Here is a 23,461-nt window from a genome sequence, read left to right as displayed (position 1 = left end):
TCGATCAGTCGAGCACCACGATTTCGGTCGCGTCGAACTCCACCCCGACCTCGTCCCCCACCTCGGGCGCCGCCCGCAGCGCACACGCCGCCTCCAGGCGCGGGGCGTCCCCGGGCTGGAGGTGGACGGCGACATGGGTGCCCCTGAAGGTGCGCGCGGCCACCGTGCAGCGCAGGCCGGTGCCGTCGGGCACCAGGCGCACCCCGGCGGGCCGGACGAGCAGGGTCCGCGTGCCCTGCGGGGCCCCCTCCGGCAGGGGCACCTTGCCCCACGGCGTGTCCGCCGCCTCCGCCCCGACGGTCGCCTCGACGACGTTCTCGAAGCCGAGGAAGCGGGCCACGAACGCGTCGGCGGGCCGCTGCCACACCTCAAGGGGCGTACCGGACTGGGCGATCCGCCCGTCCCGCATCACGACGACCCGGTCGGCGAGCGCGAAGGCCTCGCCCTGGTCGTGGGTCACGGCGAGCACGGTGGTGCCCAACCGGCCGAACAGCTCCTTGAGTTCGACGACCAGCCGCTCCCTGAGCGACCGGTCGAGCTGCCCCAGCGGCTCGTCCAGCATCAGCAGCCGGGGGCTCGGCGCCAGGGCCCGGGCCAGCGCGACCCGCTGCTGCTCCCCTCCGGACAGCGCGGCGACGGCCCGGCGAGCCGCACCCGGCAGCCCGACCAGATCCAGCAACTCCTGGACACGCTCGGCCTGTTGCCGCTTCGGCGCTCCGTGCATGCGCAGCCCGAAGGCCACGTTGCCGCCCACGTCCCGCTGCGGGAACAGCTGGTGGTCCTGGAACATCAGCCCGACGCCCCGCCGGTGCGCGGGCACGCCCGCCTGGTCGCGGCCGTCGAGCGAGACCCGCCCGGAGTCGAGCGGCTGCAGCCCGGCCACCGCGCGCAGCAGGGTCGACTTGCCGCTGCCGCTGGGCCCGAGCACGCACACGACCTCGTGCCGGGCGACCTCCAGGTCGACGGCGTCCAGCACGGCCCGCCCACCGAAACGGACCGTCGCGCCCTCCAGGCTCAGCAGCATCTAGAACTCCCCGGTCCGGTCCGTGCGCAGCCGCTCCAGCACCAGCAGGGCCACGGCGCACACCACCATCAGAATCGTCGACAGGGCCATCGCCTGCCCGTAGTTGAGGTCACCGGGCCGCCCCAGCAGCCGGGCCACGGCCACCGGCAGCGTCGGGTTGTCGGGCCGCGCGATGAACACCGTCGCCCCGAACTCCCCGAGCGACACGGCGAAGGCGAACCCGGCGGCGATCAGCAGCGCCCGCCGCACCATCGGCAGGTCCACCTCCCGCCACACCCGCCAGGGCGAGGCGCCCAGCACCGAGGCCGCCTCCCGCAGCCGCGCGTCCACCGCCCGCAGCACGGGCAGCATCGTCCGGACGACGAACGGCACCCCGACCAGCGCCTGCGCGAGCGGCACGAGGATCCAGGAGGACCGCAGGTCCAGCGGCGGCTCGTCCAGCGCGATCAGGAACCCGAAGCCGACGGTCACCGCGGACACCCCGAGCGGCAGCATCAGCAGCGCGTCGAAGCCGCGCACGAACCGCCCGGCGTCCCGGCGGGTGAGCGCGACGGCGGCGAGCGAGCCGATCACCACGGCGATGGCCGTGGCGGCGACGGCGTACGACAGGGAGTTGCCGACCGCCTCGATCGGCGGGACCAGGAACACTCCCCCGTCGTCGCTGGTCAGCGCCCGGTAGTAGCCGAAGCCGGGCGCTTCCAGGGACCGCCGCACCAGCACGGCCGGCGGCAGCAGGAGCAGCACGACCACGGTGACCAGGACCCCGCCCAGCAGCGCCCACTGCCCGGCGCCGCGCGGCCGGCGCGCGGTCCCGGCGGCGTCCACCAGCCGCAGCGCCGTCTCCCGCCGCCGCACGGTCCAGGCGTGCAGGGCGAGGATCGCCCCCACCGCGGCGAACTGGATCAGCGTCAGCACGGCCGCCGTGGACAGGTCGAAGATCTCGGACGTCTGCCGGTAGATCTCCACTTCCAGGGTCGAGAAGGTGGGCCCGCCGAGGATCTGGACGACGCCGAAGGAGGTGAAGGTGAACAGGAACACCATCAGCGCGGCGGCGGCCACCGCGGGCGCGAGGGCCGGGAGCGTGACCTGCCGCCAGGCCTTCAGGGGCGACGCGCCGAGCATCCGCGCGGCCTCCTCCTGCCGCGGGTCGAGCTGCGCCCAGAGCCCGCCGACAGTCCGTACGACGACCGCGTAGTTGAAGAAGACGTGCGCGAGCAGGATCGCCCACACCGTGGTGTCCAGCCGCACGCCCCACAGCTCGTCGAGCAGCCCGCCGCGCCCGACCAGCGCCAGGAACGCCGTACCGACGACGACCGTCGGCAGCACGAACGGCACGGTCACGACCGCCCGCAGCACGTGTTTGCCGGGGAAGTCCAAGCGCGCGAAGACGTACGCGCCGGGCAGCGCGACGAGCAGCGTGAGCGCGGTGGAGACGAGCGCCTGCCAGGTGGTGAACCACAGGACGTGCCGGACGTCGGACTGCGCCAGCACCTCCCCGATCCGCCCGAGGTGCCAGGCCCCGTCGGCCTTCAGGCCGCGCGCGACGATCGCGGCGACCGGATAGGCGAAGAAGACCCCGAAGAACGCGACGGGCACGGCCAGCAGACCGAACCGCGCCGCCGCGCCCCGCCTGCGGACGGCTACTTCAGCACGAGTGAGGTCCACGACTTGACCCACTGGTCACGGTGGTCGGCGATCTTCGCCGGGTCCATGGTCTCGGGGTCCTTCGCCTGCGGCCCGTACTTCACGAACTCCGGCGGCACCTGGGCGCCCTCGGTCACCGGGTACACGAACATGTTGAGCGGCATGTCCTGCTGGAACCTCTTGCTGACGAGGAAGTCGAGGAGGGCCTTGCCACCCTTGGTGTTCTTGGCGTTGCTGAGCAGCCCCGCGTACTCGACCTGCCGGAAGCAGGTGCCCTCGGCGACCCCGGTCGGGGCCGTGCCCGGCTTCGGGTCGGCGAAGACGACCTCGGCGGGCGGCGAGGAGGCGTACGACACGACGAGCGGCCGGTCGCCCTTGGCCTTCTTCCCGCCGGCCGAGCCGGAGAACTCCTCGTTGTAGGCCTGCTCCCAGCCGTCGACGACCTTCACGCCGTTGGCCTTGAGCTTCTTCCAGTAGCCCGCCCAGCCGTCGTCCCCGTACTTCGCGGCGGTACCGAGCAGGAAGCCGAGGCCGGGCGAGGACGCGGAGGCGTTCTCGGTCACGAGCAGGTTCTTGTACTGCGGCTTCACCAGGTCGTCGAAGCTCCGCGGCGGCTCCAGCTTGTGGTCCGCGAAGTACTTCTTGTCGTAGTTGACGCAGATGTCGCCGGTGTCGATGGGCGTGACGCGGTGCTGCTCCTGGTCGACCCGGTACTCGGCCTTGATCCGCTCCGACCCCTTCGCCTCGTACGGCTGGAACAGGCCGTTGTCGAGGGCGCGGGACAGCAGCGTGTTGTCGACGCCGAAGAAGACGTCGCCCTGCGGGTTGTCCTTGGTCAGGATGGCCTTGTTCACGGCCTGCCCGGCGTCGCCGTCCTTGAGGACGCGGACCTTGTAACCGGACTGCTTCTCGAAGGCCGCGATGACGTCCTTGGACGCGGCCCACGAGTCGTGGCTGACGAGCGTCACGGTCTTGGAGTCGCCGGCCCCCTGGGAGCCGTCGGACGACCCGCACGCGGCCAGCGCGCCGACCATGCCGAGCCCGACGGCCACCGCCGTCAGCCGCCTGATGTTGATGCTCACTGGATTCCTCCTGGAGTGACCAGGAGAAGACGCGGCCCTGCCCGGGACTTCCGGGGTCCCGGGCAGGGCGCAACAGCTCGAGTGGTGACCGATCTCCCTACCCAGAATGACCTGGGCCAGGTTCGGAGGGTCTGCGGCCGGGTGCCGCACTCTCAGCGCTGTGGCGCTCCCCTGTCGGAATATGCAGATGTTCTTACGGTGGTCAGACTACCGTTCGGTGGCGGCGAGCTGACCGCACGCCCCGTCGATCTCCTGACCACGGGTGTCCCGGATCGTCACCGGCACACCATGCGCGGCGATGGCCTCCACGAACGCCTTCTCGTCCTCAGGCCGCGAGGCGGTCCACTTCGACCCGGGCGTCGGGTTCAGCGGAATGAGGTTGACGTGCACGGGCCTGCCCTTGAGCATCCGGCCCAGCCGGTCACCGCGCCACGCCTGGTCGTTGATGTCCCGGATCAGCGCGTACTCGATGGACAGCCGCCGCCCGGACCGGGCGCTGTACTCGAATCCCGCGTCCAGCACCTCCCGGACCTTCCACCGCGTGTTCACGGGCACGAGGGTGTCGCGCAGCTCGTCGTCGGGCGCGTGCAGCGAGATCGCCAGCCGGCACTTGAAGCCCTCGTCGGCGAACCGGTGGATGGCCGGCACGAGACCGACGGTGGAGACGGTGATCCCGCGCTGCGACAGCCCGAGGCCGTCGGGCTCCGGATCGGTGAGCCGCCGGATGGATCCGATGACCCGGTTGTAGTTGGCGAGCGGCTCGCCCATGCCCATGAAGACGATGTTGCTGAGCCGCGCGGGGCCGCCGGGGACCTCCCCGTCCCGCAGGGCCCGCATCCCGTCCACGATCTGGTGGACGATCTCGGCGGTGGACAGGTTCCGGTCGAGACCCGCCTGCCCCGTCGCACAGAACGGGCAGTTCATCCCGCATCCGGCCTGCGAGCTGATGCACATGGTGACCCGGTCCGGGTAGCGCATCAGCACGGACTCGACGAGCGTCCCGTCGAACAGCCGCCAGAGCGTCTTGCGGGTGGCGCCCTGGTCGGTCGACAGATGCCGCACGACGGTCATCAGCTCGGGCAGCAACGCCTCCTGCAGCCGCCCACGAGAACCGGCCGGGATGTCGGTCCACTGCTCCGGATCGTGCGCGTACCGCGCGAAGTAGTGCTGCGAGAGCTGCTTGGCGCGAAACGGCTTCTCCCCGACAGCGGCGACCGCCTCCTTGCGCTCGGCAGGAGTGAGGTCGGCGAGATGCCGCGGCGGCTTCTTGGCTCCGCGCGGGGCGACGAAAGTGAGTTCTCCGGGTGCAGGCATAACCCGTCCAGTGTGGCAGATCACCGCCGGGAGCCCAGGCCGGAGCGGGGTGGGGGTGGTCACCTGTGGGTGCCGACTGTCAGCGTTGGCCGGCCTCGGACGGCCCAGGGACGGCCCAGAGACTGGTGGAGGCAGTTCGTCGAGCAACCACCGAATGTCCGACTCCTAGGGCAGGATGACGTGGGACCAGCCCTGACGCCACCTTCACTTGAGGATCCGAGCGCATCGAATACATGAACGCCACCCTGGAGAAAAGTTTCGAACTTTTTGTTCGACGCATCAGCTTGAGCCAACGTGAAATTGGTGACGCACTGAATCGCGCCGAGGAAATTTGCCAGTTCCTTTCACAGGCGACCGCGATTCACGAATGCCAAGTCACTGGCTCCATGGCTCACTCAACAGCGATTCAAGGATTCTCCGATGTAGACATCCTTGTCGCGCTAAGCCCAGACCCTTCCACGCAATCCACCCCCCATTCCATCACAGCAAAACTACTGGAAACCCTAAAGCCTAGATACCGGGAAGCATACATCTCGGAAAATACAGTTCACATCAACTTCACCCAAGGTCCCGACGTTGACGTAATCCCTGCCATTCCAGATACCGCCAGCACCAATGGCGAAATTACCTACAGAATCCCGTCGCCTGATCGAATCCAATGGAACACATACACCCCGGCAAGGCGAAATCAGGAGATTAATCAGAAGAGTGCCCTACTTGGAAGCGATTTCGTTCACCTAATTAAGGTGATCAAGTGGTGGAGTAAGCATCATGGGCAACCCATCGCATCCTACGAGATCGAAAACTTCGCAAGTGCCACATATTCACGCCGAATGCCACCACTCACCCGCGCGATAGTCGATTTCTTCGAATTTGCGAAAACTTCATCCACGCAGCATCGAGAAGATTGCTTTACCAAGATTTCAGAAGCACGAGCCATTGCCAATAAAGCCCTTCGGCGTGAACAGCAAGGAGACATTCGAGGGGCTATCGATCACTGGGGGAGTTTGCTAGGTGACCAGTTCCCAAGCGTCGTCTCATGAAATCATCGCACTAGCCAACGCGCAGCTTGAGAAGGCGGCCAAGGGGTACAGAGCGAGCAGGTGGCTCCAGGTGGCAACCTTTACTCTCAGCGTCATATCGGTCTTCATTACGAGTCCACTCGCTTACATTCCCGCACTCATCGCGTTGGGCGTTCAGGTTTCGTCTTGGGTCACCCGAAACAAGGCAGCGAAGTGTCACTCCGCTGGCGAGGAGGGGAGGATCCGCGGGCTCCTGCTTGATGCTCTCGGAGCAGTTGAAGAGAGGGTCGACCTTAGTAACTGGTTTGGTCGCGTAACTCCATTTCCCGGAGAAACACCCCCCGCCCCTGTTCCGCCAGACTACTTCGCCAGCGATGCACCTCTCGGCATGAAACGACTCTGTGCCCACCTTCAAGAGAATGCTTTCTGGGGGAAGCAGCTATATAAATCGGCGGCAGAGTATTACGGGCGCATGCTGTGGGTATTTTCTACAGTCACCGTCGGGGTTATTCTAATCGCCATCCCAATAACCTCTGACGAGAACGACATAATCCTGGCTCGCCTAATTGTAGTCGCTCTGGCGTCCGGGGCCGCCTTCACGCAGCTGACTGAAGTCATGGCTTGGCGGTCAGCTGAGTCGAAAAGCGAGATCCTTGACCGACGTCTGGACTCTCTCGCGACTTTCACCGAGAATGAACTTTCCTCCTCTCGCATTGGCGCAGTTTTGTCAGCCTATGGCGACTACTGCATTGCCACCTCTGGAGCGCCACCGGTACCTACGTGGATTTATTCCCGCCAGAAGGATCGCGTAAATTCCCTATGGGCGAGGAGGGGGACGATCTAAAGGTCGGCGGAGCGGCTTTGGGCTGGAGCTGCTTTGGGGCGAGTGATCATGGCCCCGTAAGCTTCCGGCGCGTCGGGCAGTCTGTGGACCTGCCCACTAAAGCACGACGTTGGGGCCATGATCTTAGAGGCTCGCCCCAAAGTGGCTGCCTAAAGCCGTGGAGCCGACCGCCCCAGCCACAGAGGGTGTCTCCCCACTTCATGCCCGCAGCCGCCGAGCGCGCCGCCGGGCGCGGCCAGCCGGGGCGCAGACAGGAGGCAGGCCGCGCCGCAGAGGCGGCGCGCGCCCGCGCCGTGCGCGGGCCTTGATGAAGTAGGGAAAGTTGTACCGCAGCCATGATCGAACCGTTCGATCGTGGCCTGTCGGCTCACCGCTCGTCTCGGCTACCGTTCCTTGCATGCCTTCTGCACTGGACACGCCTCAGGGAGCGGCCGAACTCGCCGAGTCTCTGCTTCCCCAGCTCGGGAATCGCTGGTTGCACACTCAGGCTGTGGCCGCTCGGGCGCGTGAGGCTTCCGCGGCTGTGTCCGAGGCTGACCGGGATCTCCTCGTCGCCGCAGCGTGGCTGCATGACATCGGTTACGCCCCCGAGCTTTGCGAGACCGGGTTCCATCCCCTCGACGGTGCCCGTCACCTGGAAGCACTGGGTGCGCCGGCGCGTCTGGTCCGGCTCGTCGCTCACCACTCCGGGGCCGTGTACGAAGCAGAGCAGCGCGGTCTGTCGGCAGAGCTGGCCGTCTACGAGCGGGAAGACTCCCCCGTCCTCGACGCGCTGATCTTCGCCGACATGACGACCGGCCCCGCCGGACAGTCCTTCCCCTTCGACACGCGCATTGACGAGATCCTCGTCCGCTACGAGCCGGGCAGCGAGGTGCACAACGCGATCAGCAAGGCGCGTCCATACCTCCAGGCCGCCGTCGAGCGAACCCTTGACCGCATGGCCGCTCAGCCGATGTAGGGCTCCGTCCGGTCGGCCAGGCCGTGGTCGATCCGCATGCGCATCGACGGATGGATGTTCAGCTCGTCCAGCCTGCTCGGATCGACGAACGCCACTTCCTTGCTCTCGCTGCTCGTCCGCAGCTGACCGCCGACGATACGGGCGTGGAAGCAGATCGAGAACTGCTGGCGGACCTCGCCGTCGTCGTACGCCATGACGTGCCCGGGGTTCGTGTAGATCCCGACCAGGCCGGTCACCTCGACGTCGAAGCCGGTCTCTTCCTTGGTCTCACGTACAGCCGCGTCGGGCGCTGACTCGCCCAGGTCGATGCCGCCTCCGGGCAGGGCCCACAGATCGTTGTCGGTCTTGTGGATCAGCAGGACCTCACCGGCCTCGTTGCGGGCCACGGCGGTCACGGAGGGGACGAGGCTGTTCGCCTTCGGGGCGTTCGGATCGTTGAAGTAGTCGACGCGTGCCATGCGTTCAGCGTCGCACGTCGGAAGCCGGTTATGCCTTCCGGCCCTGGTCCCACGCGTAGTCGAAGCTGCGCATGTAGTGCCGGAACGTCCGCGCTCCCGGCAGGTACTTGAAGTGCATCACCGGGTTCTGCCCGGCGGGAGCTCCGAGCACGTGGGGGTTCACCAGCACGTCGTCATCGAAGCGATAGATCGAGTTGTAGAGGATCGTGTCGTGCAGCCGGACCTCTACGCCGGGTGTCGACATGGCGGGCTGCAGGTACCGGCGAGTTATCCGCGCTCGCGCCGCCAAGTCGTCGCCGATGCCCTCCTCCTCGCCACGCTGGCGCACGGCCGCGGAATCCGGGTCGCCCAACAGGATGCGGACCTGGGCGCCGGCCTTCGCTTTCTCGGACAACTGGTCCGGCAGGTCCGGGTGGCTGTCGAAGAGGAAGAGTCCCGCGTACACCAGGATGTCGACCTGGTCCGTCGCCTTCTCGATCAGGGAGGACCACAGCGGGGCAGGGACGGCACCGCGGTGCGGATAGTACGTGATCAGCTCCGACGCGCTCGCCTTCTCGGCCTGCTTCTCGACTGACGGCCACACGTAGACCTCGTCGACCCCCAGGAAGCTCGCGGCCTTCCAGCGGTGCCCCCGGTGCGGAGTCCGGTTGGTGGTGATCCAGCGCTCGACGCTCTTGGGATCGACTCCGACGTGTTCGGCGACGGACTGGATCGTCTCGCCCTTCGCCGAAATCGCAGCCCGCAGACGCTCGTTCGCCATGGTGTTCCCTCCTAGGGACCCGTAGGGACGTTTTGACGGTAGCTCAGACGTCCCTAAACGTCCATACGGGCCGTGATGCGTCCACCCCCTCTCGCGGTCTCCTGATGTCACCGACGGGACGTCGGCCAAGAACCCACCACAGCAGGAGACAAGACGATGCGTCAGATTCCCGTGGACACCTCCGCCGCGACCGTGATGGTCGCCAAGACCCCGCAGCCCAAGGTCAAGGACCGCCGAACCGGTGAGATCGCCATGGACGTCGAGTCCGGCGCGAAGCTGATGACGGTCGATGTGGTGTTCGCGGCCAACGACGAGGTGGAGATCCTCTCCATCACCGTCCCCGAGCCGGGCATCTCCGGTGAGCTGACCATGGGCACGCCGGTCGCGCTCACGGGCCTGATCGCGCGGCCGTGGGAGAACGACTTCAACGGTCAGAAGCGGCACGGCATCGCCTTCCGCGCGGTCGCCGTCACCTCGCTGGCCGCCGCTGCCTCGAACTCGAAGGCGGCCTGACGATGACCGCCTTCACGGTCGCTCTGGTGCTGGTCGTCGCCGCTGCGGGTCTCCTGCGGTGGCGGCGCCCCGCCTGGTACTGGATGACCTTCGGCGTCACCCTCGCCTCGCTGAGGGTCCTGGTCCGCTACTCCTCCGTCATGGACGCCTGTGGGCTGACGGTCCCGCCCCCGCGCTGGCGCCTGGCCCTGGCCCGGGTCACCAATCGGCCCGTGCCGGACTCCCGCCCGCCGCGCATCCTGCGCTTCCGGCCGACCCGGACCGGCCTGGTCCTGCGGCTGGGCCTGCGCCCCGGTCAGGACGCCTTCGACGTCGCCGCCGCCTCGGACCGGCTGCGCCACTCCTTCTCCATGTACGGGGTCACCTCGCGTGAGGTGTGCTCGGGTGTCGTGGAAGTAAGGATGACCGGCTACGACGTCCTCAAGCGGGTGCAGATGCCTGCCAAGGTCGACACCCGCCCCATGAGGGTTCCGGTCGCCCTGCGCGAGGACGGCTCGGTGCACTACCGCGACTACCGGGCCGTCCCGCACGCCCTCACGCTTGGCGCCACCGAATCGGGCAAGTCCGTCTACCAGCGCAACCTGGTCGCCGGGCTCGCCCCTATGGACGTCGCCCTGGTCGGCATCGACTGCAAACAGGGGGTGGAGCTGTTCCCGCTGGCCCGCCGGTTCTCCGCCCTCGCTGACAACCCCGACACCGCCGCCGACCTCCTCGACGCGCTCGTGTCCCGCATGGAAGGCGTCTATCAGCTCATCCGGGCTGAGCAGCGCATCACTTCCGCCGTGCCCGATGCCGAGATAGCCGCCGACATCTGGGACCTGCCCGACGACATCCGTCCCGTCCCGGTCGTGGTCCTGGTCGACGAGGTCGCCGAACTCGCCCTGTTCGCCAGCAAGGAGGAGGAGAAGCGCCGCGACCGCATCATCACCGCACTGGTCCGCCTCGCCCAGCTCGGCCGTGCGGCCGGCATCTACCTGGAGATCTGCGGACAGCGTTTCGGCTCCGAACTCGGCAAGGGCATCACCATGCTCCGCGCCCAGCTCACCGGTCGTACCGCCCACCGCGTCAACGACGAGACCAGTGCCAACATGGCCTTCGGCGACATCTCCCCGGACGCCGTCCTGGCCGCCATCCAGATCCCCGCCGAGGTGCGGGGGCTGGCCATCGCCGGGGACTCGACCGGTGGCTGGCACCGCATCCGCGCCCCGCACACATCTCTCCGCCAGGCCGTGAACACCTGCAACCGGCACGCCGACCGCACACCGGTCCTGCCTGAACTGGCCCCCTTCCGGCCCGAGCTGGTCAGCTCCTCCGAGGCCCTGGTGCCGCTGTCCAAGACTGCTCCCGTCACGGTTTGACACGGCCTCTTCCCGGTCGGCGCGACCGCCTTCGCGCCAAGTCCCTACCCCGCCATGCCTGATCACAGAAGGAGCCCCCGATGTTCTGCGAGCACTGCGGCGACCTCGACGGCGCCGAGACCGGCATCGACCACGACGAACGCGACTGCCCCTGGTACGAGGACGCGCCCGCCGACGACACCCCGGAGGACTGACCCGCCATGTGCCCCGACTGCGAGGACTTCGCCCGCACGGTCCTGCTCCTGGGCCAGCTCGCCCTCTACGCCGACACGACCGGTGCTGACCTCGACTTCGTGGACGCCGTCAGCCCTTCCCTGGCCGCCTCGCTCCCCGAACCGCCGACCGGGGAGGAGTCCTGATGGCCGCCCGTCACAGCCTGCGCGTCGACGCCGTCCTGGTCCAGGCCGTCATCGCCGGAGCCTTGTCCTTCGCCCACCTGCACGACCTCGCCGCCGCTGCCGGACAGGACGGCTGGAAAGCCTGGGCCTACCCGGTCAGCGTCGACCTGCTCCTGGTCGCCGCCTGGCGACGACTCCGCAGTGAGGGCCCGTCCCGGCTGGCCTGGTGCTGGTTCCTCATCGCCCTGTTCGCCTCGCTCGGCGCCAACGTCGCCACCGCCGGATTCCTCGACCTGGCCGACCCACCCGCCCTGCTCCGCCTCGGCATCGCCGGATGGCCCGCGCTCGCCTTCCTCGGCGGAACCCTCCTCGCACACTCCGGCGACCACCGGATCCAGGATGCCTCGGCACCCGCCGCGGCCCCGGAACCCGATCTCGCCGGCGACAGCGAACCGGCCCCCGAAGCCACGCCGGACCCGGAGCCCGCCCCGGCCCCGGTGGAGGAGCCGCCGGCGCTTCCGCCCGCCGACCCGGTGCCCGCGGTTCCCGCCGTGCTCATCGACCACGCCCGCAAGGTCGCCGCCGACTACCGCGACCGCACCGGCGCTCCGATCGACACCGACACCCTGCGCGCCCGACTCGGCGTCCCGCCCCACCTCGCCGACGCCATCGCCGCCCAGCTCGCCTGACCCGGAAGGAGAACCATCCGCCATGCCCGCCCGCGACCACTTCCACTCCGTGATGCGGATCGGCCCCGTGCAGATCGGCACCCACCGTGACCGCCACGGCCAGACCAAGTACGCCGCCGTCTGCACCGCTGACCGCTGCGGCTGGTCCGCCGACTACTCCAGCCAGAGTGCCGCCCAGCTCGCCGCCCGCACCCACCGCTGCCGCGTCCGCTAGGAGACACCGCCGTGCAGGTCCCCCTCTGGTTCGCCCTCGCCGTCGTCGGCTACCTCGGCGTCAAGTTCCTCCGCCCGCCCTGGTGGCTCGTCGCTGTCCTCCTCCTCGGTGGATACCTCCTCGCCGACAGCGTCCTGGCCCCCGCGATCGACACCGCCCTCAGCAAGTAGCCCCGAAGGGAGAACCGCCATGCTCCGCCCGAAGATCCCCACCATGCCCAGCCCTACCGGACTCATCACCCCGCCCACCGTCGTCGAGCCGACCACCGTGGTCCAGCACCACCCGACGCCCGCCCCTGCGCCGACCGCGTCGACCCGCCCGACGATCCAGCTCACCCCCGGCACAGCCCTCGCCCTGGTGGGTGCTGGTACGGCCGTGGTCCTGGTCGTCGGCGCCGTCCTGGTCTCGATGCTCCTGGCCGTCGCGGTCACCGGCGCGTCCGTCGCCGTCTGCGCCGTGGTGATCCGCTCGCTCATCTCCTCGCAGCACCGCCGCTGAACGGCCCCAGGGGCGACGCACACGCCGCCAAGCACGCCGCCGCTCCTGGGACCGGGTTCCGTCAGCCAACCGCCATCGCCAAGGAGCAACGCCATGGACTTGCACATAGCCGCGAGCATCGTGCCGTTACTGGGCTGGGCCGTACACGGCGGCATCCTCACCCGCCGTCTCGCCTGCGCCCGCCGCGACCCGCTCACCGGCCTGCACACCCGCGCCGGATGGACCGCCCGGGCCGAGCACCTCATCCGCCGGCACCCGAACGCGGCCGTGCTCCTGGTCGACCTCGACCACTTCAAGAACTTGAACGACACCCACGGCCACGCCGCCGGGGACGCCGCTCTCGTCGCCACCGCCGACCGGCTGCACGCCTGGTGCGGGCAGAACGGCACCGCTGGCCGCCTGGGCGGGGATGAGTTCGTCGCCGTGATCCGGGACCTGGCCGCCGCCGACCTCGACGCGCTCACGGCAGCACTGCACCGGCCACTGCCCTATGACGGAACGTTTCTCCCACTCGCCGCCTCAGTCGGCGTCAGCCCTGTCGCGGAGCTGCCGGTGCCCCTCCTGACGGACGCCCTCGCCGCCGCCGACACGGCCATGTACGCGATCAAGGGCCGAACCCGCCGAGGCTCCCGCGCCGCTCGCTGAGAGGCCGCCGGGTGGCGCACAAGCCGCCAAGCACGCCGCCACCCGGGGCCGTTCCTTCCAACCGCAATCGAAAGGAACCACCATCATGGCCCACCACAGCTCGCCCCCGCCGAGGATCTGCCCGGCCTGCGACGGCTTCGCCTCCGTCGCCGTCACCCTCGGCGGCCGCGACCACCGTGGTCACCTGCGCACCATCACCGCCCACTGCCCGGCCTGCGACGGCCTCGGCGTCACCCGCACCCGCCCCGACCGGGAGGGCGCCCGTGCCTGAGCAGCTGCTCGACCGTGCCACCCTCGGCGACCTGCTGAGGGTGGCTTCGGCCTCTGACTACCACCGCTGGCACGAGCAGATCCGCCGCACCGGCGGCTGTGCAGACCCCATCCACCTGACCGGCTGGGTCCTGCACAAGGACAAGACGACCGGCGAAACACTGCATCACTACTCCACCGAGGGGGAACCGGGCGGACGACTCCGCCTCGCCTGCGGCAACCGCCGGGCCTCCCGCTGCCCCTCCTGCGCCTGGACATACGCGGGCGACACCTACCACCTCATACGCTCCGGGCTCGCCGGGGACGACCGCCGCGACATCCCTGCCACCGTCCGCGACCATCCCCGCGTCTTTGCCACCCTCACCGCCCCTTCGTTCGGCGGCGTGCACAACCGCCCGGACCGGGGAGTCTGCCGCTGCGGCACCCGCCACACCCCCGAAGATCCCGCCCTCGGCACGGCCCTCGACCCGGAGACGTACGACTACGCGGGCACGGTGCTGTTCAACAACCACGCCGGACAGCTCTGGCAACGCTTCACCAACCGGCTCCGCCGTGAAGTCGCCGCCCGCGCCGGCCTCTCTCAACGGGAGCTGAAGGAGTCGGCCCGGCTGTCGTACGGCAAGGTCGCGGAGTTCCAGAAGCGGGGTGCGCTGCACTTCCATGCCGTGATCCGCCTCGACGGACCGGACGGCCCTGGCTCCCCGCCGCCGACCTGGGCCACGGTCGATCTCCTCTCCGACGCGATCCGGGCCGCTGCCGCGCACTCCTACACCTCGGTCTCCGTCCCGGCAGTCGCCGACCAACCGGCCCGGACCTTCCGCTGGGGCCGACAGCTCGACGTCCGGCCGATCAAGGCCTTCGGGGACGGCTCCGACATCACGGAACAGGCCGTCGCCTCCTACGTCGCCAAGTACGCCACCAAGGCCGCCGAGAACACGGGCACCCTCGACCGCCGCATCGGTGAACTTTCCGAACTCGACCGTCACGGCGTCCCGGACCACACCCGACGCCTCATCGAGGCGTGCAAGCTACTCGACCCGCTGTACCCGGACCGGCGCCTGTGGGCCTGGGCTCACATGCTCGGCTTCCGCGGCCACTTCTCCTCGAAGTCCCGCCGCTACTCGACCACCCTCGGCGCCCTCCGCCAGGCCCGCGCCGACTACCGCGCCGCCCAGGAGCACGCCGCTCTCGGACTCGACGACCAGGAGCCGGACACCGTCCTGGTCCTCGCCGACTGGCAGTACGCGGGCCATGGCCACACCCCCGGCGAATCCGTCCTCGCCGCCACCATCGCCCGCGGCCTCCAACTCAACCGCCAAACCACCCGGGAAGCCCTGCAAGACCTGACCCTGGAAGGAGTCGCCGCATGACCGTCCGCACCCTTCCTGAGCGGTACCTGACCCCGGCCGACGTCGCCGAGCTGCTCGGTGTGCCGGTCGAGACGCTGTATCAGTGGCGGCGGAAGCGCACAGGTCCTCCCGCCTTCCGCGTCGGCCGGCACCTGCGCTACGACCCCGCGCGGCTTCGCCAGTGGGTCGACGGTCTGACCGAGGTGGCCGCCTGATGCCTGGGCACGTGCAGGATCGCTGGTACAAGACCGAGACAGGCCCGGACGGCAAGCCGGTAAAGGTGAGGACGGACCGCTACGGCAGCGGCCTCCGCTACCGGGCCCGGTACGTCGGGCCGGACGGCACCGAGAAGAGCCGGTCCTTCCCCGACCGCCAGAAGCGCCGGGCGGAAGAGTGGCTGGCCGAGACGGCCGCCGACATGTCCCGTGGCCAGTACGTCGACCCCAAGGCCGCCCGGATCACCTTCCAGCAGTACGCGGAACGCTGGATCGCCGGGCAGACGACCGATCTGAACACCCGTATCGGAGTGGAAACCCGGCTCCGCCTGCACGCCTTCCCTCGCATCGGGGCGCGTCCGCTCGGGTCCTTCCGCCCGGTCCACATCCGCGAGTTCGTGCGCGACTTGGAGAACGACTCGATAGGCGGCACCTACGCCCGCAACATCTACGCCAACGTCCGCGCGGTGCTGTCGGCCGCCGTGGATGACGGCCACCTCGCCCGGAACCCATGCTCGGCGGCATCTGTCCGCCCACCGGCCGTCTCGACCGCCCGGGTCGTGCCGTGGCTCCCCTCCCAAGTGCTCGCAGTCCGCGAGGCTCTACCCGAGCGTTACCGAGCCATGGTCGATGTGGGCAGCGGCTGTGGCCTCCGACAGGGCGAGATCATCGGCCTGGCCGAAGACGCCTTGCTGCCCGACAGCGACACCCTGCGGGTCACCACTCAGGTCAAGCTGATCCGGGGCATAGCGGTCTTCGCTCCGCCCAAGGGCAACAAGGAGCGTGACGTGCCGCTGCCGTCCTCGGTCGCCTCGGCCCTGCGCCGGCACATGGATCGCTACCCGCCCGTGACCATCAAACTGCCGTGGGGCAGGCCGGACGGCCCGCTCACTGAGCGGCGCCTGATCTTCACCAACACGGCCGACGGCATCGTCTGGCGAAGCAACTTCAACATCCAGGAGTGGAAGCCCGCCCTCGCGGCCGCCGGCCTCATCCCGACGCCCGAACCCGGCCAGCCGTACGCCTCCGCCCGGCAGCACGGAATGCACGCCCTCCGCCACTTCTACGCCTCGGTCCTCCTCGACGCGGGCGAGAGCATCAAGGCCGTGAGCGAATACCTCGGGCACTCCGATCCGGCGATGACGCTGCGGGTGTATGCCCACCTGATGCCCAGCAGCAGCGAGCGAGCCCGCCGCGCCCTTGACGGTGTCTTCGGCACGGCCCAGGAGCCCTGACGGCCCAGAGACGGCCCAGCGGGCACAAGACAGCCCCCTATTGGCGACAACATCGCTGGTAGGGGGCTTCTTCATACCCGGAACACATCAGTTCTCCGGGCTTAGGCATGGCTCAACCAGTGTCGCAGATCGTTCACGGTGGCCCGTGCCCCGCCTGCGGCACTCGGCGTGAGACCGCCTACTCGCCCGTGTGCTCCAGCCGGTCCTTGAGGAGTTGCTCGTTGCGCGGGAGTTCCTTGCGGACCTGGGGGCGGACGACGAAGGGGACGAGGACCTTGCCCATGCCGTGGCCCTCGAAGTCGACCTCGATCGTCACGTGGGAGCGGCGGCCCTCGTCGAACGGCTCGACCTCGCCGTGGACCCGTGCCCGGACGGGGCCGTCGATCCCGCGCAGGCCCCAGCTGTGCGGCGGGTCGTACTCGGTGACCTCCATGGTCATCGGCATCGTGCGGCGCCCGATGTGCCGGGTGACCCGGACCTTGGAGCCGATGCCGACGGGCCCCTCGTCGAGGCGTTCCGCGGACACGGCGCTCAGCTGCCACTCCGGCATGCGCGGGGTGTCCATGACGTAGTCGTAGACGTCCGTGGGAGCGCGGTCGACATCGATGGACTGTCTGATGGCGGACATGATGACCCCCTTTGCGGCGTACACCTGAATCGTCCCACTTCGCGTGGTCCGCCGCCTCTCCGAAAACGACCACGAGCCCCCGCCCTGGTGGACGGGGGCTCGCCGGGCGGATCCGCTCAGCCGGATCCCACGAAGAGCACGAGCAGCAGCCACACCACGGGGGCCGTGGGCAGCAGCGAGTCGAGCCGGTCCATGATGCCGCCGTGGCCCGGCAGCAGCGTGCCCATGTCCTTGATGCCGAGGTCCCGCTTGATCATGGACTCGCCGAGGTCGCCGAGCGTGGCGCTGACCGCGACCGCGAGGCCCAGCACCAGGCCCTGCCACCAGGCACCGTCGTCGATGAGGAACTCCAGGCACAGCGCGCCCACGACCATGGCGAAGGCGACCGCGCCGAGCAGGCCCTCGCGGGTCTTGCCGGGGCTGATGCGCGGGGCGAGCTTGTGCCGGCCGAAGCGCCAGCCGACGGCGTAGGCACCGGTGTCGCTGACGACGGTGAGCAGCAGGAAGGTGAGCACCCGCTGCGGCCCGTCGTCCGCGGTCAGCATCATCGCGACGAACGTCGCCAGGAACGGCACGTAGAACGCCGCGAAGACGCCCGCGGTGACGTCCCTGAGGTAGTTCTCCGGCGGTTCCGTCATGCGCCAGACCAGCACGGCCAGCGCGGTGAGCGCCATGGCGACCCAGGCGCCCTCGGCGCCCCGGACGTACCCGGCGACGACCATCGCGGCACCGCCGAGCGCGAGCGGCACGAGCGGCGCCCGGATGCCCTTGCGCTCCTCCAGCCGCTTGGTCAGTTCCCACAGGCCCACCACGACGGCGACCGCGATCACGCCGACGAACACGGCCTTGACGACGAACAGCGACGCGACGATCACCGCGCCGAGCCCGACCCCTACCCCTATCGCGGCACTGAGGTCGCGACCCGCGCTCTTCTTCTGCGGCTTGGGTGCCGGCTGCGAGGCGTCGGGCATGGGCTCCGGATTCGTGTCGTTCCGGACCGGAGGGCCGCTCCGCCGAGCAGCCCCTCGGTCGTCATCCTGGTTTCCGCCGTATGCGGCTACGTCGGGCACGATGGGCATGGGCCGAGTCTGAGGCGCGTCATGCGCATCGTATGCGGGACCCGCCGGGGCGGCCCCCTGGACGTGCCCCTGGCCGGGGGTGTGGACCTGCCCGTGTCCATGCGGGTGGTCGGTGGGCCCCCAGTACCCGGCCTGTGGCGGCGCCCCCCAGGAAGAGTCGTTCATCAGACCTCGAGCAGCTCCGCTTCCTTGTGCTTCAGGAGCTCGTCCACCTGCGCGACGTACTTCGCGGTGGTGTCGTCGAGCTCCTTCTCCGCACGGCGGCCCTCGTCCTCGCCGACCTCGCCGTCCTTGATCAGCTTGTCGATGGCGTCCTTGGCCTTGCGGCGCACGGAGCGGATGGAGACCTTGGCGTCCTCACCCTTGCCCTTGGCGACCTTGATGTACTCGCGGCGGCGCTCCTCGGTCAGCTCGGGGAACACCACCCGGATGATGTTGCCGTCGTTGCTCGGGTTGACGCCCAGGTCGGAGTCGCGGATGGCCTGCTCGATGTTGCGCAGCGCGCTCTTGTCGAACGGGGTCACCACGGCCATGCGCGGCTCGGGCACCGAGAACGAGGCCAGCTGGTTGATCGGGGTCGGCGCGCCGTAGTAGTCGGCCACGATCTTGTTGAACATCGCCGGGTGCGCACGGCCGGTGCGGATCGCGGCGAAGTCCTCCTTGGCGACCACGACGGCCTTCTCCATCTTCTCCTCGGCCTCGAGGAGGGTCTCTTCGATCACCACTTGCTCCTGCGTGTCTTGAGTAGGCCCGGCTGCGGTTCCATGTGGGGCGGCGGCCGGCTGCGTCGCGTCTTCTTCCTGCACGGTTCCCGACCGGCAGGACATTGTCCATCCCCCGGCCCGGCTCCGTCCCGTCCGTCCCCCGGACGGGGTTGTTCCCGGGGACCCTGCCCCGGCTCTCGGGGTGCTCAGTCCCGGCTGCCGGGGTCCCCCACCAGCGTGCCGATCTTCTCACCCTTGACGGCGCGTCCGATGTTGCCCTCCGCGAGCAGCTCGAAGACCACGATCGGGAGCTTGTTGTCGCGGCACAGCGTCACGGCCGTGGCGTCGGCGACCTTCAGGTCGCGGGTGATGACCTCGCCGTAGCCGAGGTGGTCGAACTTCACGGCGTCCGGGTTGGTCTTCGGGTCGGAGTCGTAGACCCCGTCCACGCCGTTCTTGCCCATCAGCAGCGCCTCGGCGTCGATCTCCAGGGCGCGCTGGGCGGCGGTGGTGTCGGTGGAGAAGTAGGGCATGCCCATACCGGCGCCGAAGATCACCACGCGGCCCTTCTCCAGGTGCCGTACGGCGCGCAGCGGGATGTACGGCTCGGCGACCTGGCCCATGGTGATGGCGGTCTGCACGCGGCAGTCCACGCCGACCTTCTCCAGGAAGTCCTGCAGGGCGAGGCAGTTCATGACCGTGCCGAGCATGCCCATGTAGTCGGAGCGGGCCCGGTCCATGCCGCGCTGCTGGAGTTCGGCGCCGCGGAAGAAGTTGCCGCCGCCGATGACGACCGCGATCTGCGCGCCGTCGCGTACGACGGCCGCGATCTCGCGGGCGATCTTGTGCACCACGTCGGGATCGACGCCCAGGCCCCCACCGCCGGAGAAGGCCTCTCCGGACAGCTTCAGCAGAAACCGGCCGCGTACTTTGCCGTCGTCGCTCTTCTGGGCCTTGGTGGTCATGGGGGATCCCGCCTCTTTCACGTGGTGCGCATACGAAGAAGGCCATTGCCGGCGGGGCGTGTTTCGCATCCCATACGGCAATGGCCTCCTCGTCAGATCTGCTGTCGTCCGTCACCCCTGTGACGGCGTACGCGGACGACTGCTGTCGACCCTATCGGGGTCGGGCGTCGATCGCGGTACGGACTCAGATGCCGACCTTGATGCGCGTGAAGCGCTTCAGGGTGACACCGGCCTCGTCCAGGATCTTCTGGACGGACTTCTTGTTGTCGAGCGCGTACGGCTGGCCGAGCAGCGTGGCGTCCTTGAAGAAGCCGTTGAGGCGACCCTCGACGATCTTCGGCAGAGCGGCCTCGGGCTTGCCCTCGGCGCGGGTGGTCTCCTCGGCGACGCGGCGCTCGGACTCGACGACCTCGGCCGGCACGTCCTCCTTGGAGAGGTACTTCGGCGCGAAGGCGGCGATGTGCTGGGCGACGCCCTTGGCGATCTCCGCGTTCGGCTTGTCCAGCTCGACGAGGACACCGATCTGCGGGGGCAGGTCGGGCATCGTGCGGTGCATGTACGCCGTGACGTAGCCGTCGGCGAACTGCGCGAAGCGGTCCAGGACGATCTTCTCGCCCAGGTTGGCGTTGGCCTCGTCGACGAACGCCTGGACGGTCTTGCCGGCCTCGATCTCGGAGGCGAGCAGGGCCTCCAGGTCGGCCGGGGAGGTCTTGGCGACGTGCTCGGCGATGGCGGTGGCCACGGCCTGGAACTTCTCGCCCTTGGCGACGAAGTCCGTCTCGCACTTCAGCTCGACGAGGACACCGGAGGAGTTGTCGTCGGCGATGATCGAGACCACGGCGCCGTTCTCGGCGGAGCGGCCCTCGCGCTTGGCGACGCCCTTCTGGCCCTTGATGCGGAGCGCCTCGACAGCCTTCTCGACGTTGCCCTCGGCCTCGTCCAGCGCCTTCTTGCAGTCCATCATGCCGGCGCCCGTGAGCTCGCGGAGCTTCTTGACGTCGGCGGCGGTGTAGTTCGCCATGAGTCTGTGAATCTTTCTCGAAGTCTGGAAGATCGAAGATCTGCGGGATGCACCCCCATGGAGCCCGGGGGTGCTGTCCTTCCGCTGACCTACGGGTGAACGGCGGGAGCGGACTTCATCGCGCCCGGGGGCGACCTGTGATGGAGTGCCGCTCCCGCCGTCAACGCGGACTGACGGGTCAGGCCTGCTCGGCCTCGGCCGGCTTCTCGGCCTCCGCCTCGGCGGGGGCGGCCTCGGCGGCCGGAGCAGCCTCGGCGGCCGGGGCGGCCTCCGCGGCGGGGGCGGCCTCGTCGGCCTTCTTCTCGCCCTCGAGCAGGTCACGCTCCCACTCGGCCAGCGGCTCGCCGGCGGCCTTCTCGCCCTTGCCCTCGGTGGCGACACCGCTGCGGGCGATGAGGCCCTCGGCGACGGCGTCGGCGATGACGCGGGTGAGCAGGGTGACGGAGCGGATCGCGTCGTCGTTGCCCGGGATCTTGTAGTCGACCTCGTCGGGGTCGCAGTTGGTGTCGAGGATCGCGACGACCGGGATGTTCAGCTTCCGGGCCTCACCAACGGCGATGTGCTCCTTCTTGGTGTCCACGATCCAGACGGCGCTGGGCACCTTCTGCATCTCGCGGATACCGCCGAGGGTCTTCTCCAGCTTGGCCTTCTCGCGCGAGAGCACGAGAAGCTCCTTCTTGGTCAGACCGGACGCGGCGACGTCCTCGAAGTCGATCTGCTCGAGCTCCTTGAGGCGCTGCAGACGCTTGTAGACGGTCGAGAAGTTGGTGAGCATGCCGCCCAGCCAGCGCTGGTTGACGTAGGGCATGCCGACGCGGGTGGCCTGCTCGGCGATGGCCTCCTGCGCCTGCTTCTTCGTGCCGACGAACATGACCGTGCCGCCGTGGGCGACGGTCTCCTTGACGAACTCGTAGGCGCGGTCGATGTACGACAGCGACTGGAGCAGGTCGATGATGTAGATGCCGTTGCGCTCCGTGAAGATGAAGCGCTTCATCTTCGGGTTCCAACGACGGGTCTGGTGACCGAAGTGGACGCCGCTCTCCAGCAGCTCCCGCATCGTGACGACGGCCATGGCCGTTTCTCCTTGAATTTCTCGGTTGTGCCGCGGATGCCGGACGGCTTCCGCGCCTGACGCCCGCTGCGCGCCGTGCCACGAGGGACCGAGGGGCGCTGATACGGCCCGTTGCCGGGCTGCATATCGGGGCGTGCGAAGTCGACCCGGTGACCCGGATCGCCACCAGAAGTGTACGGGACCCGCGGGGCACCGGGTGACGCCGTTGTCCACAACCGGGCGGTGGTCCACAGCCACGGCCGGTGACGGGCGGCGGTCAGGGACGCTTTCGGCATGCGAGCGAAACGATGTGTGCGCGGGTGTACGCGGCTGATCCTGCTGCTGGTGTTCACGGTGACGGCCCTGCTGTCCCCACCGCCGAGCCTGTCCCTGACCGGCACGGACGCGACGGTGCCGGCCCTCGGCCGGACCTGGCCCGTGGGGTTGCGTCCCCCGGTCCTGCGCGGCTGGGAACCTCCGGCGACGGTGTACGGCCCGGGCCACCGGGGCGTCGACCTGGCGGCAGCGCCCGGGACGCCGGTGCGGGCGGTGGCGGCGGGCCGGGTGGCCTTCGCGGGCCGGGTGGCCGGCAAGGGGGTGGTCTCGGTGGACCTCACGGCGACCGGCGATCCCCCGCTCCGCACGACGTACGAGCCGGTGACGGCGTCCGTCGAGGAGGGCGAGGAGGTGGCGCCGGGCGAGGTCATCGGCACGGTGGCGGCGACGGGCTCGCACTGCTCCGCTCCCTGCGTGCACTGGGGTCTGCGCCGGGGCGGGATATACCTGAACCCACTGTCGCTCCTGCCGCCCTGGCTCCTGCACAGGGGGCCGTCTCGGCTGCTGCCCCTTACGTAGCTAGTTGCGGCTCTCCTGCGTGAGCTGCGGAAACCGTGCCGCTGGGGCGGCACAGGCGGGCGATGAGGGTCTCCCTGCTCGGGCGAAGCCGAGAGGTCGGGAGAGGCACCCCACTCCGTCGAGCTGTGCACCTACCCGGCCCCAGCCCCGACAGGGGCTCAGCCCCGCACACCCCGCAGAGCCATGGAGACAGCCGCCTCGGTGATGGCCCCGGGCTCCTCCGCGGCCCCCAGCTCGATCCGCCGCACGGCCGCGTCCACGACCCCCTGCACCAGCATCGCCGCCAGCCGGGGCTGCTCATGCCCCATCTCGGCCAGCGCTTCGACGATCATCGCGACGAGCCCGCCGTGCGCTGCCCGGATCTTCTCCCGGGCCCCCGCGTCCAGCTCACTCGCGGAGATCGCCACCACGGCCCGGTGCCGCCGGTCCCCGACCAGCTCCAGTTGCTGCCGCACATATGCCTCGACCTTGGCCTCGGACGTCTCCGCCCGCTCCATCGCCGCCGACACCTCCGCCGCCCAGACGGGGAAGTCGACCTCGCACAGTTCCTCGACGACGGCCGCCCGCGACCGGAAGTACTCGTAGACGGACGATCGCGCGAGGCCCGTCCGCTCGGCGAGGGCCGGGAAGGTCAGCGCCTCCGTACCGCCCTCGGACAACAAGGAACGAGCCGCGTCCAGCAGGGCGGCTCGCTGCATCGACCGGTGCTCGGCCACGGAGGCCGCTCG

The 23,461-nt window shown here is 69.4% G+C and carries 29 protein-coding genes and 1 riboswitch; of the genes, 16 read left to right on the top strand and 13 right to left on the bottom strand.

What is annotated here, in order from left to right; all coding sequences use genetic code 11:
* Nucleotides 1–4: 4 nt before the first annotated feature.
* From ABZ386_RS18890 to rlmN, 4 genes are all read right to left on the bottom strand, one after another.
* Nucleotides 5–1,024, bottom strand: coding sequence for an ABC transporter ATP-binding protein (locus tag ABZ386_RS18890; protein WP_358965214.1), 1,020 nt, complete (start codon nucleotides 1,022–1,024; stop codon nucleotides 5–7).
* The gene (locus ABZ386_RS18885) at nucleotides 1,025–2,689 is read right to left on the bottom strand and encodes an iron ABC transporter permease (RefSeq protein ID WP_355714561.1); all 1,665 of its coding nucleotides are present in this window, start codon (nucleotides 2,687–2,689) and stop codon (nucleotides 1,025–1,027) included.
* Complete coding sequence (locus ABZ386_RS18880) at nucleotides 2,665–3,744, bottom strand: thiamine ABC transporter substrate-binding protein (protein WP_351341585.1); 1,080 nt, start codon at nucleotides 3,742–3,744, stop codon at nucleotides 2,665–2,667. The genes ABZ386_RS18885 and ABZ386_RS18880 overlap by 25 nt, the downstream gene beginning before the upstream one ends.
* 82 nt (nucleotides 3,745–3,826) lie before the next feature.
* Nucleotides 3,827–3,933, bottom strand: a riboswitch (TPP riboswitch).
* A 24-nt stretch (nucleotides 3,934–3,957) separates the two neighbouring features.
* The gene (rlmN, locus tag ABZ386_RS18875) at nucleotides 3,958–5,064 is read right to left on the bottom strand and encodes a 23S rRNA (adenine(2503)-C(2))-methyltransferase RlmN (RefSeq protein ID WP_356671738.1); all 1,107 of its coding nucleotides are present in this window, start codon (nucleotides 5,062–5,064) and stop codon (nucleotides 3,958–3,960) included.
* A gap of 233 nt (nucleotides 5,065–5,297) precedes the next feature.
* On the opposite strand from rlmN, the gene ABZ386_RS18870 reads away from it, so the two are divergent.
* The 3 genes from ABZ386_RS18870 (at nucleotide 5,298) to ABZ386_RS18860 (ending at nucleotide 7,888) form a co-directional block, all read left to right on the top strand.
* Nucleotides 5,298–6,107: a nucleotidyltransferase domain-containing protein gene (locus tag ABZ386_RS18870; RefSeq protein WP_358965211.1), complete on the top strand. Its 810-nt coding sequence runs from the start codon at nucleotides 5,298–5,300 to the stop codon at nucleotides 6,105–6,107.
* Entirely contained in the window at nucleotides 6,079–6,930 is an 852-nt protein-coding gene (locus ABZ386_RS18865; protein WP_358965209.1) for a hypothetical protein, read from the top strand. Before ABZ386_RS18870 ends, ABZ386_RS18865 begins: the two co-directional genes overlap by 29 nt.
* Nucleotides 6,931–7,327: 397 nt before the next feature.
* Nucleotides 7,328–7,888: an HD domain-containing protein gene (locus tag ABZ386_RS18860; RefSeq protein ID WP_358965207.1), complete on the top strand. Its 561-nt coding sequence runs from the start codon at nucleotides 7,328–7,330 to the stop codon at nucleotides 7,886–7,888.
* Here ABZ386_RS18860 and ABZ386_RS18855 read toward each other — a convergent pair.
* The gene (locus ABZ386_RS18855; RefSeq protein WP_358965205.1) at nucleotides 7,876–8,346 is read right to left on the bottom strand and encodes an NUDIX domain-containing protein; all 471 of its coding nucleotides are present in this window, start codon (nucleotides 8,344–8,346) and stop codon (nucleotides 7,876–7,878) included. The two genes, ABZ386_RS18860 and ABZ386_RS18855, sit on opposite strands and share 13 nt — an antisense overlap.
* A 28-nt stretch (nucleotides 8,347–8,374) precedes the next feature.
* On the bottom strand, nucleotides 8,375–9,106 hold the full coding sequence (locus tag ABZ386_RS18850) for an XRE family transcriptional regulator (RefSeq protein ID WP_358965203.1): 732 nt from the start codon (nucleotides 9,104–9,106) through the stop codon (nucleotides 8,375–8,377).
* Between the two features lie 156 nt (nucleotides 9,107–9,262).
* Here ABZ386_RS18850 and ABZ386_RS18845 point away from each other — a divergent pair, with 156 nt between their 5' ends.
* The 12 genes from ABZ386_RS18845 (at nucleotide 9,263) to ABZ386_RS18790 (ending at nucleotide 16,430) form a co-directional block, all read left to right on the top strand.
* The gene (locus tag ABZ386_RS18845; RefSeq protein ID WP_358965201.1) at nucleotides 9,263–9,619 is read left to right on the top strand and encodes a hypothetical protein; all 357 of its coding nucleotides are present in this window, start codon (nucleotides 9,263–9,265) and stop codon (nucleotides 9,617–9,619) included.
* 2 nt (nucleotides 9,620–9,621) lie between these two features.
* Nucleotides 9,622–10,977 (top strand): FtsK/SpoIIIE domain-containing protein, encoded by a 1,356-nt coding sequence (locus tag ABZ386_RS18840; protein ID WP_358965199.1) that lies wholly within the window; start codon nucleotides 9,622–9,624, stop codon nucleotides 10,975–10,977.
* Between the two features lie 200 nt (nucleotides 10,978–11,177).
* Entirely contained in the window at nucleotides 11,178–11,336 is a 159-nt protein-coding gene (locus ABZ386_RS18835; RefSeq protein ID WP_167396220.1) for a hypothetical protein, read from the top strand.
* A complete protein-coding gene (locus ABZ386_RS18830; protein WP_358965196.1) occupies nucleotides 11,336–12,004 on the top strand; it encodes a DUF2637 domain-containing protein in 669 nt (222 codons plus the stop codon). Before ABZ386_RS18835 ends, ABZ386_RS18830 begins: the two co-directional genes overlap by 1 nt.
* A 22-nt stretch (nucleotides 12,005–12,026) precedes the next feature.
* Nucleotides 12,027–12,218, top strand: coding sequence for a mobile element transfer protein (locus ABZ386_RS18825; protein ID WP_161368208.1), 192 nt, complete (start codon nucleotides 12,027–12,029; stop codon nucleotides 12,216–12,218).
* A gap of 11 nt (nucleotides 12,219–12,229) precedes the next feature.
* The gene (locus tag ABZ386_RS18820) at nucleotides 12,230–12,388 is read left to right on the top strand and encodes a hypothetical protein (RefSeq protein ID WP_184564812.1); all 159 of its coding nucleotides are present in this window, start codon (nucleotides 12,230–12,232) and stop codon (nucleotides 12,386–12,388) included.
* Between the two features lie 19 nt (nucleotides 12,389–12,407).
* Nucleotides 12,408–12,716, top strand: a complete 309-nt coding sequence (locus tag ABZ386_RS18815) for a SpdD-like protein (RefSeq protein WP_161368207.1) — start codon at nucleotides 12,408–12,410, stop codon at nucleotides 12,714–12,716.
* A gap of 93 nt (nucleotides 12,717–12,809) precedes the next feature.
* A complete protein-coding gene (locus tag ABZ386_RS18810; RefSeq protein ID WP_356670573.1) occupies nucleotides 12,810–13,361 on the top strand; it encodes a GGDEF domain-containing protein in 552 nt (183 codons plus the stop codon).
* A gap of 85 nt (nucleotides 13,362–13,446) precedes the next feature.
* Entirely contained in the window at nucleotides 13,447–13,632 is a 186-nt protein-coding gene (locus ABZ386_RS18805) for a hypothetical protein (protein WP_184564806.1), read from the top strand.
* Entirely contained in the window at nucleotides 13,625–15,001 is a 1,377-nt protein-coding gene (repSA, locus tag ABZ386_RS18800; RefSeq protein ID WP_358965193.1) for a replication initiator protein RepSA, read from the top strand. Before ABZ386_RS18805 ends, repSA begins: the two co-directional genes overlap by 8 nt.
* A complete protein-coding gene (locus ABZ386_RS18795; RefSeq protein ID WP_161368203.1) occupies nucleotides 14,998–15,195 on the top strand; it encodes a helix-turn-helix domain-containing protein in 198 nt (65 codons plus the stop codon). Before repSA ends, ABZ386_RS18795 begins: the two co-directional genes overlap by 4 nt.
* Nucleotides 15,195–16,430, top strand: a complete 1,236-nt coding sequence (locus ABZ386_RS18790; protein ID WP_358965190.1) for a site-specific integrase — start codon at nucleotides 15,195–15,197, stop codon at nucleotides 16,428–16,430. The genes ABZ386_RS18795 and ABZ386_RS18790 overlap by 1 nt, the downstream gene beginning before the upstream one ends.
* A gap of 178 nt (nucleotides 16,431–16,608) precedes the next feature.
* Here the strand turns inward: ABZ386_RS18790 and ABZ386_RS18785 are convergent, their stop codons facing one another.
* From ABZ386_RS18785 to rpsB, 6 genes are all read right to left on the bottom strand, one after another.
* Nucleotides 16,609–17,058 (bottom strand): SRPBCC family protein, encoded by a 450-nt coding sequence (locus ABZ386_RS18785; RefSeq protein ID WP_031120908.1) that lies wholly within the window; start codon nucleotides 17,056–17,058, stop codon nucleotides 16,609–16,611.
* 116 nt (nucleotides 17,059–17,174) lie between these two features.
* The gene (locus ABZ386_RS18780; protein ID WP_356614730.1) at nucleotides 17,175–18,302 is read right to left on the bottom strand and encodes a phosphatidate cytidylyltransferase; all 1,128 of its coding nucleotides are present in this window, start codon (nucleotides 18,300–18,302) and stop codon (nucleotides 17,175–17,177) included.
* Nucleotides 18,302–18,859, bottom strand: a complete 558-nt coding sequence (frr, locus tag ABZ386_RS18775) for a ribosome recycling factor (protein ID WP_014675285.1) — start codon at nucleotides 18,857–18,859, stop codon at nucleotides 18,302–18,304. Before frr ends, ABZ386_RS18780 begins: the two co-directional genes overlap by 1 nt.
* Before the next feature lie 188 nt (nucleotides 18,860–19,047).
* Nucleotides 19,048–19,806, bottom strand: a complete 759-nt coding sequence (gene pyrH / locus ABZ386_RS18770; protein ID WP_010044452.1) for a UMP kinase — start codon at nucleotides 19,804–19,806, stop codon at nucleotides 19,048–19,050.
* A 184-nt stretch (nucleotides 19,807–19,990) separates the two neighbouring features.
* Nucleotides 19,991–20,827 carry a translation elongation factor Ts gene (gene tsf / locus ABZ386_RS18765; RefSeq protein ID WP_031120911.1) on the bottom strand — a complete coding sequence of 279 codons (837 nt, stop codon included), beginning with the start codon at nucleotides 20,825–20,827 and terminating at the stop codon, nucleotides 19,991–19,993.
* Nucleotides 20,828–21,005: 178 nt separating this feature from the next.
* Nucleotides 21,006–21,899, bottom strand: a complete 894-nt coding sequence (rpsB, locus tag ABZ386_RS18760) for a 30S ribosomal protein S2 (RefSeq protein WP_114255565.1) — start codon at nucleotides 21,897–21,899, stop codon at nucleotides 21,006–21,008.
* A gap of 273 nt (nucleotides 21,900–22,172) precedes the next feature.
* Here rpsB and ABZ386_RS18755 point away from each other — a divergent pair, with 273 nt between their 5' ends.
* The gene (locus ABZ386_RS18755) at nucleotides 22,173–22,733 is read left to right on the top strand and encodes a M23 family metallopeptidase (RefSeq protein WP_358965188.1); all 561 of its coding nucleotides are present in this window, start codon (nucleotides 22,173–22,175) and stop codon (nucleotides 22,731–22,733) included.
* Between the two features lie 158 nt (nucleotides 22,734–22,891).
* Here ABZ386_RS18755 and ABZ386_RS18750 read toward each other — a convergent pair whose 3' ends face one another.
* Complete coding sequence (locus ABZ386_RS18750) at nucleotides 22,892–23,449, bottom strand: helix-turn-helix domain-containing protein (protein ID WP_351341583.1); 558 nt, start codon at nucleotides 23,447–23,449, stop codon at nucleotides 22,892–22,894.
* Nucleotides 23,450–23,461 lie beyond the last annotated feature (12 nt).

Origin of the sequence: Streptomyces sp. NPDC006140 (assembly GCF_040628815.1) — a bacterium.
In the GTDB taxonomy this organism is placed as follows: Bacteria; Actinomycetota; Actinomycetes; order Streptomycetales; family Streptomycetaceae; genus Streptomyces.
This window is presented reverse-complemented; position numbering and strand designations above follow the sequence as displayed.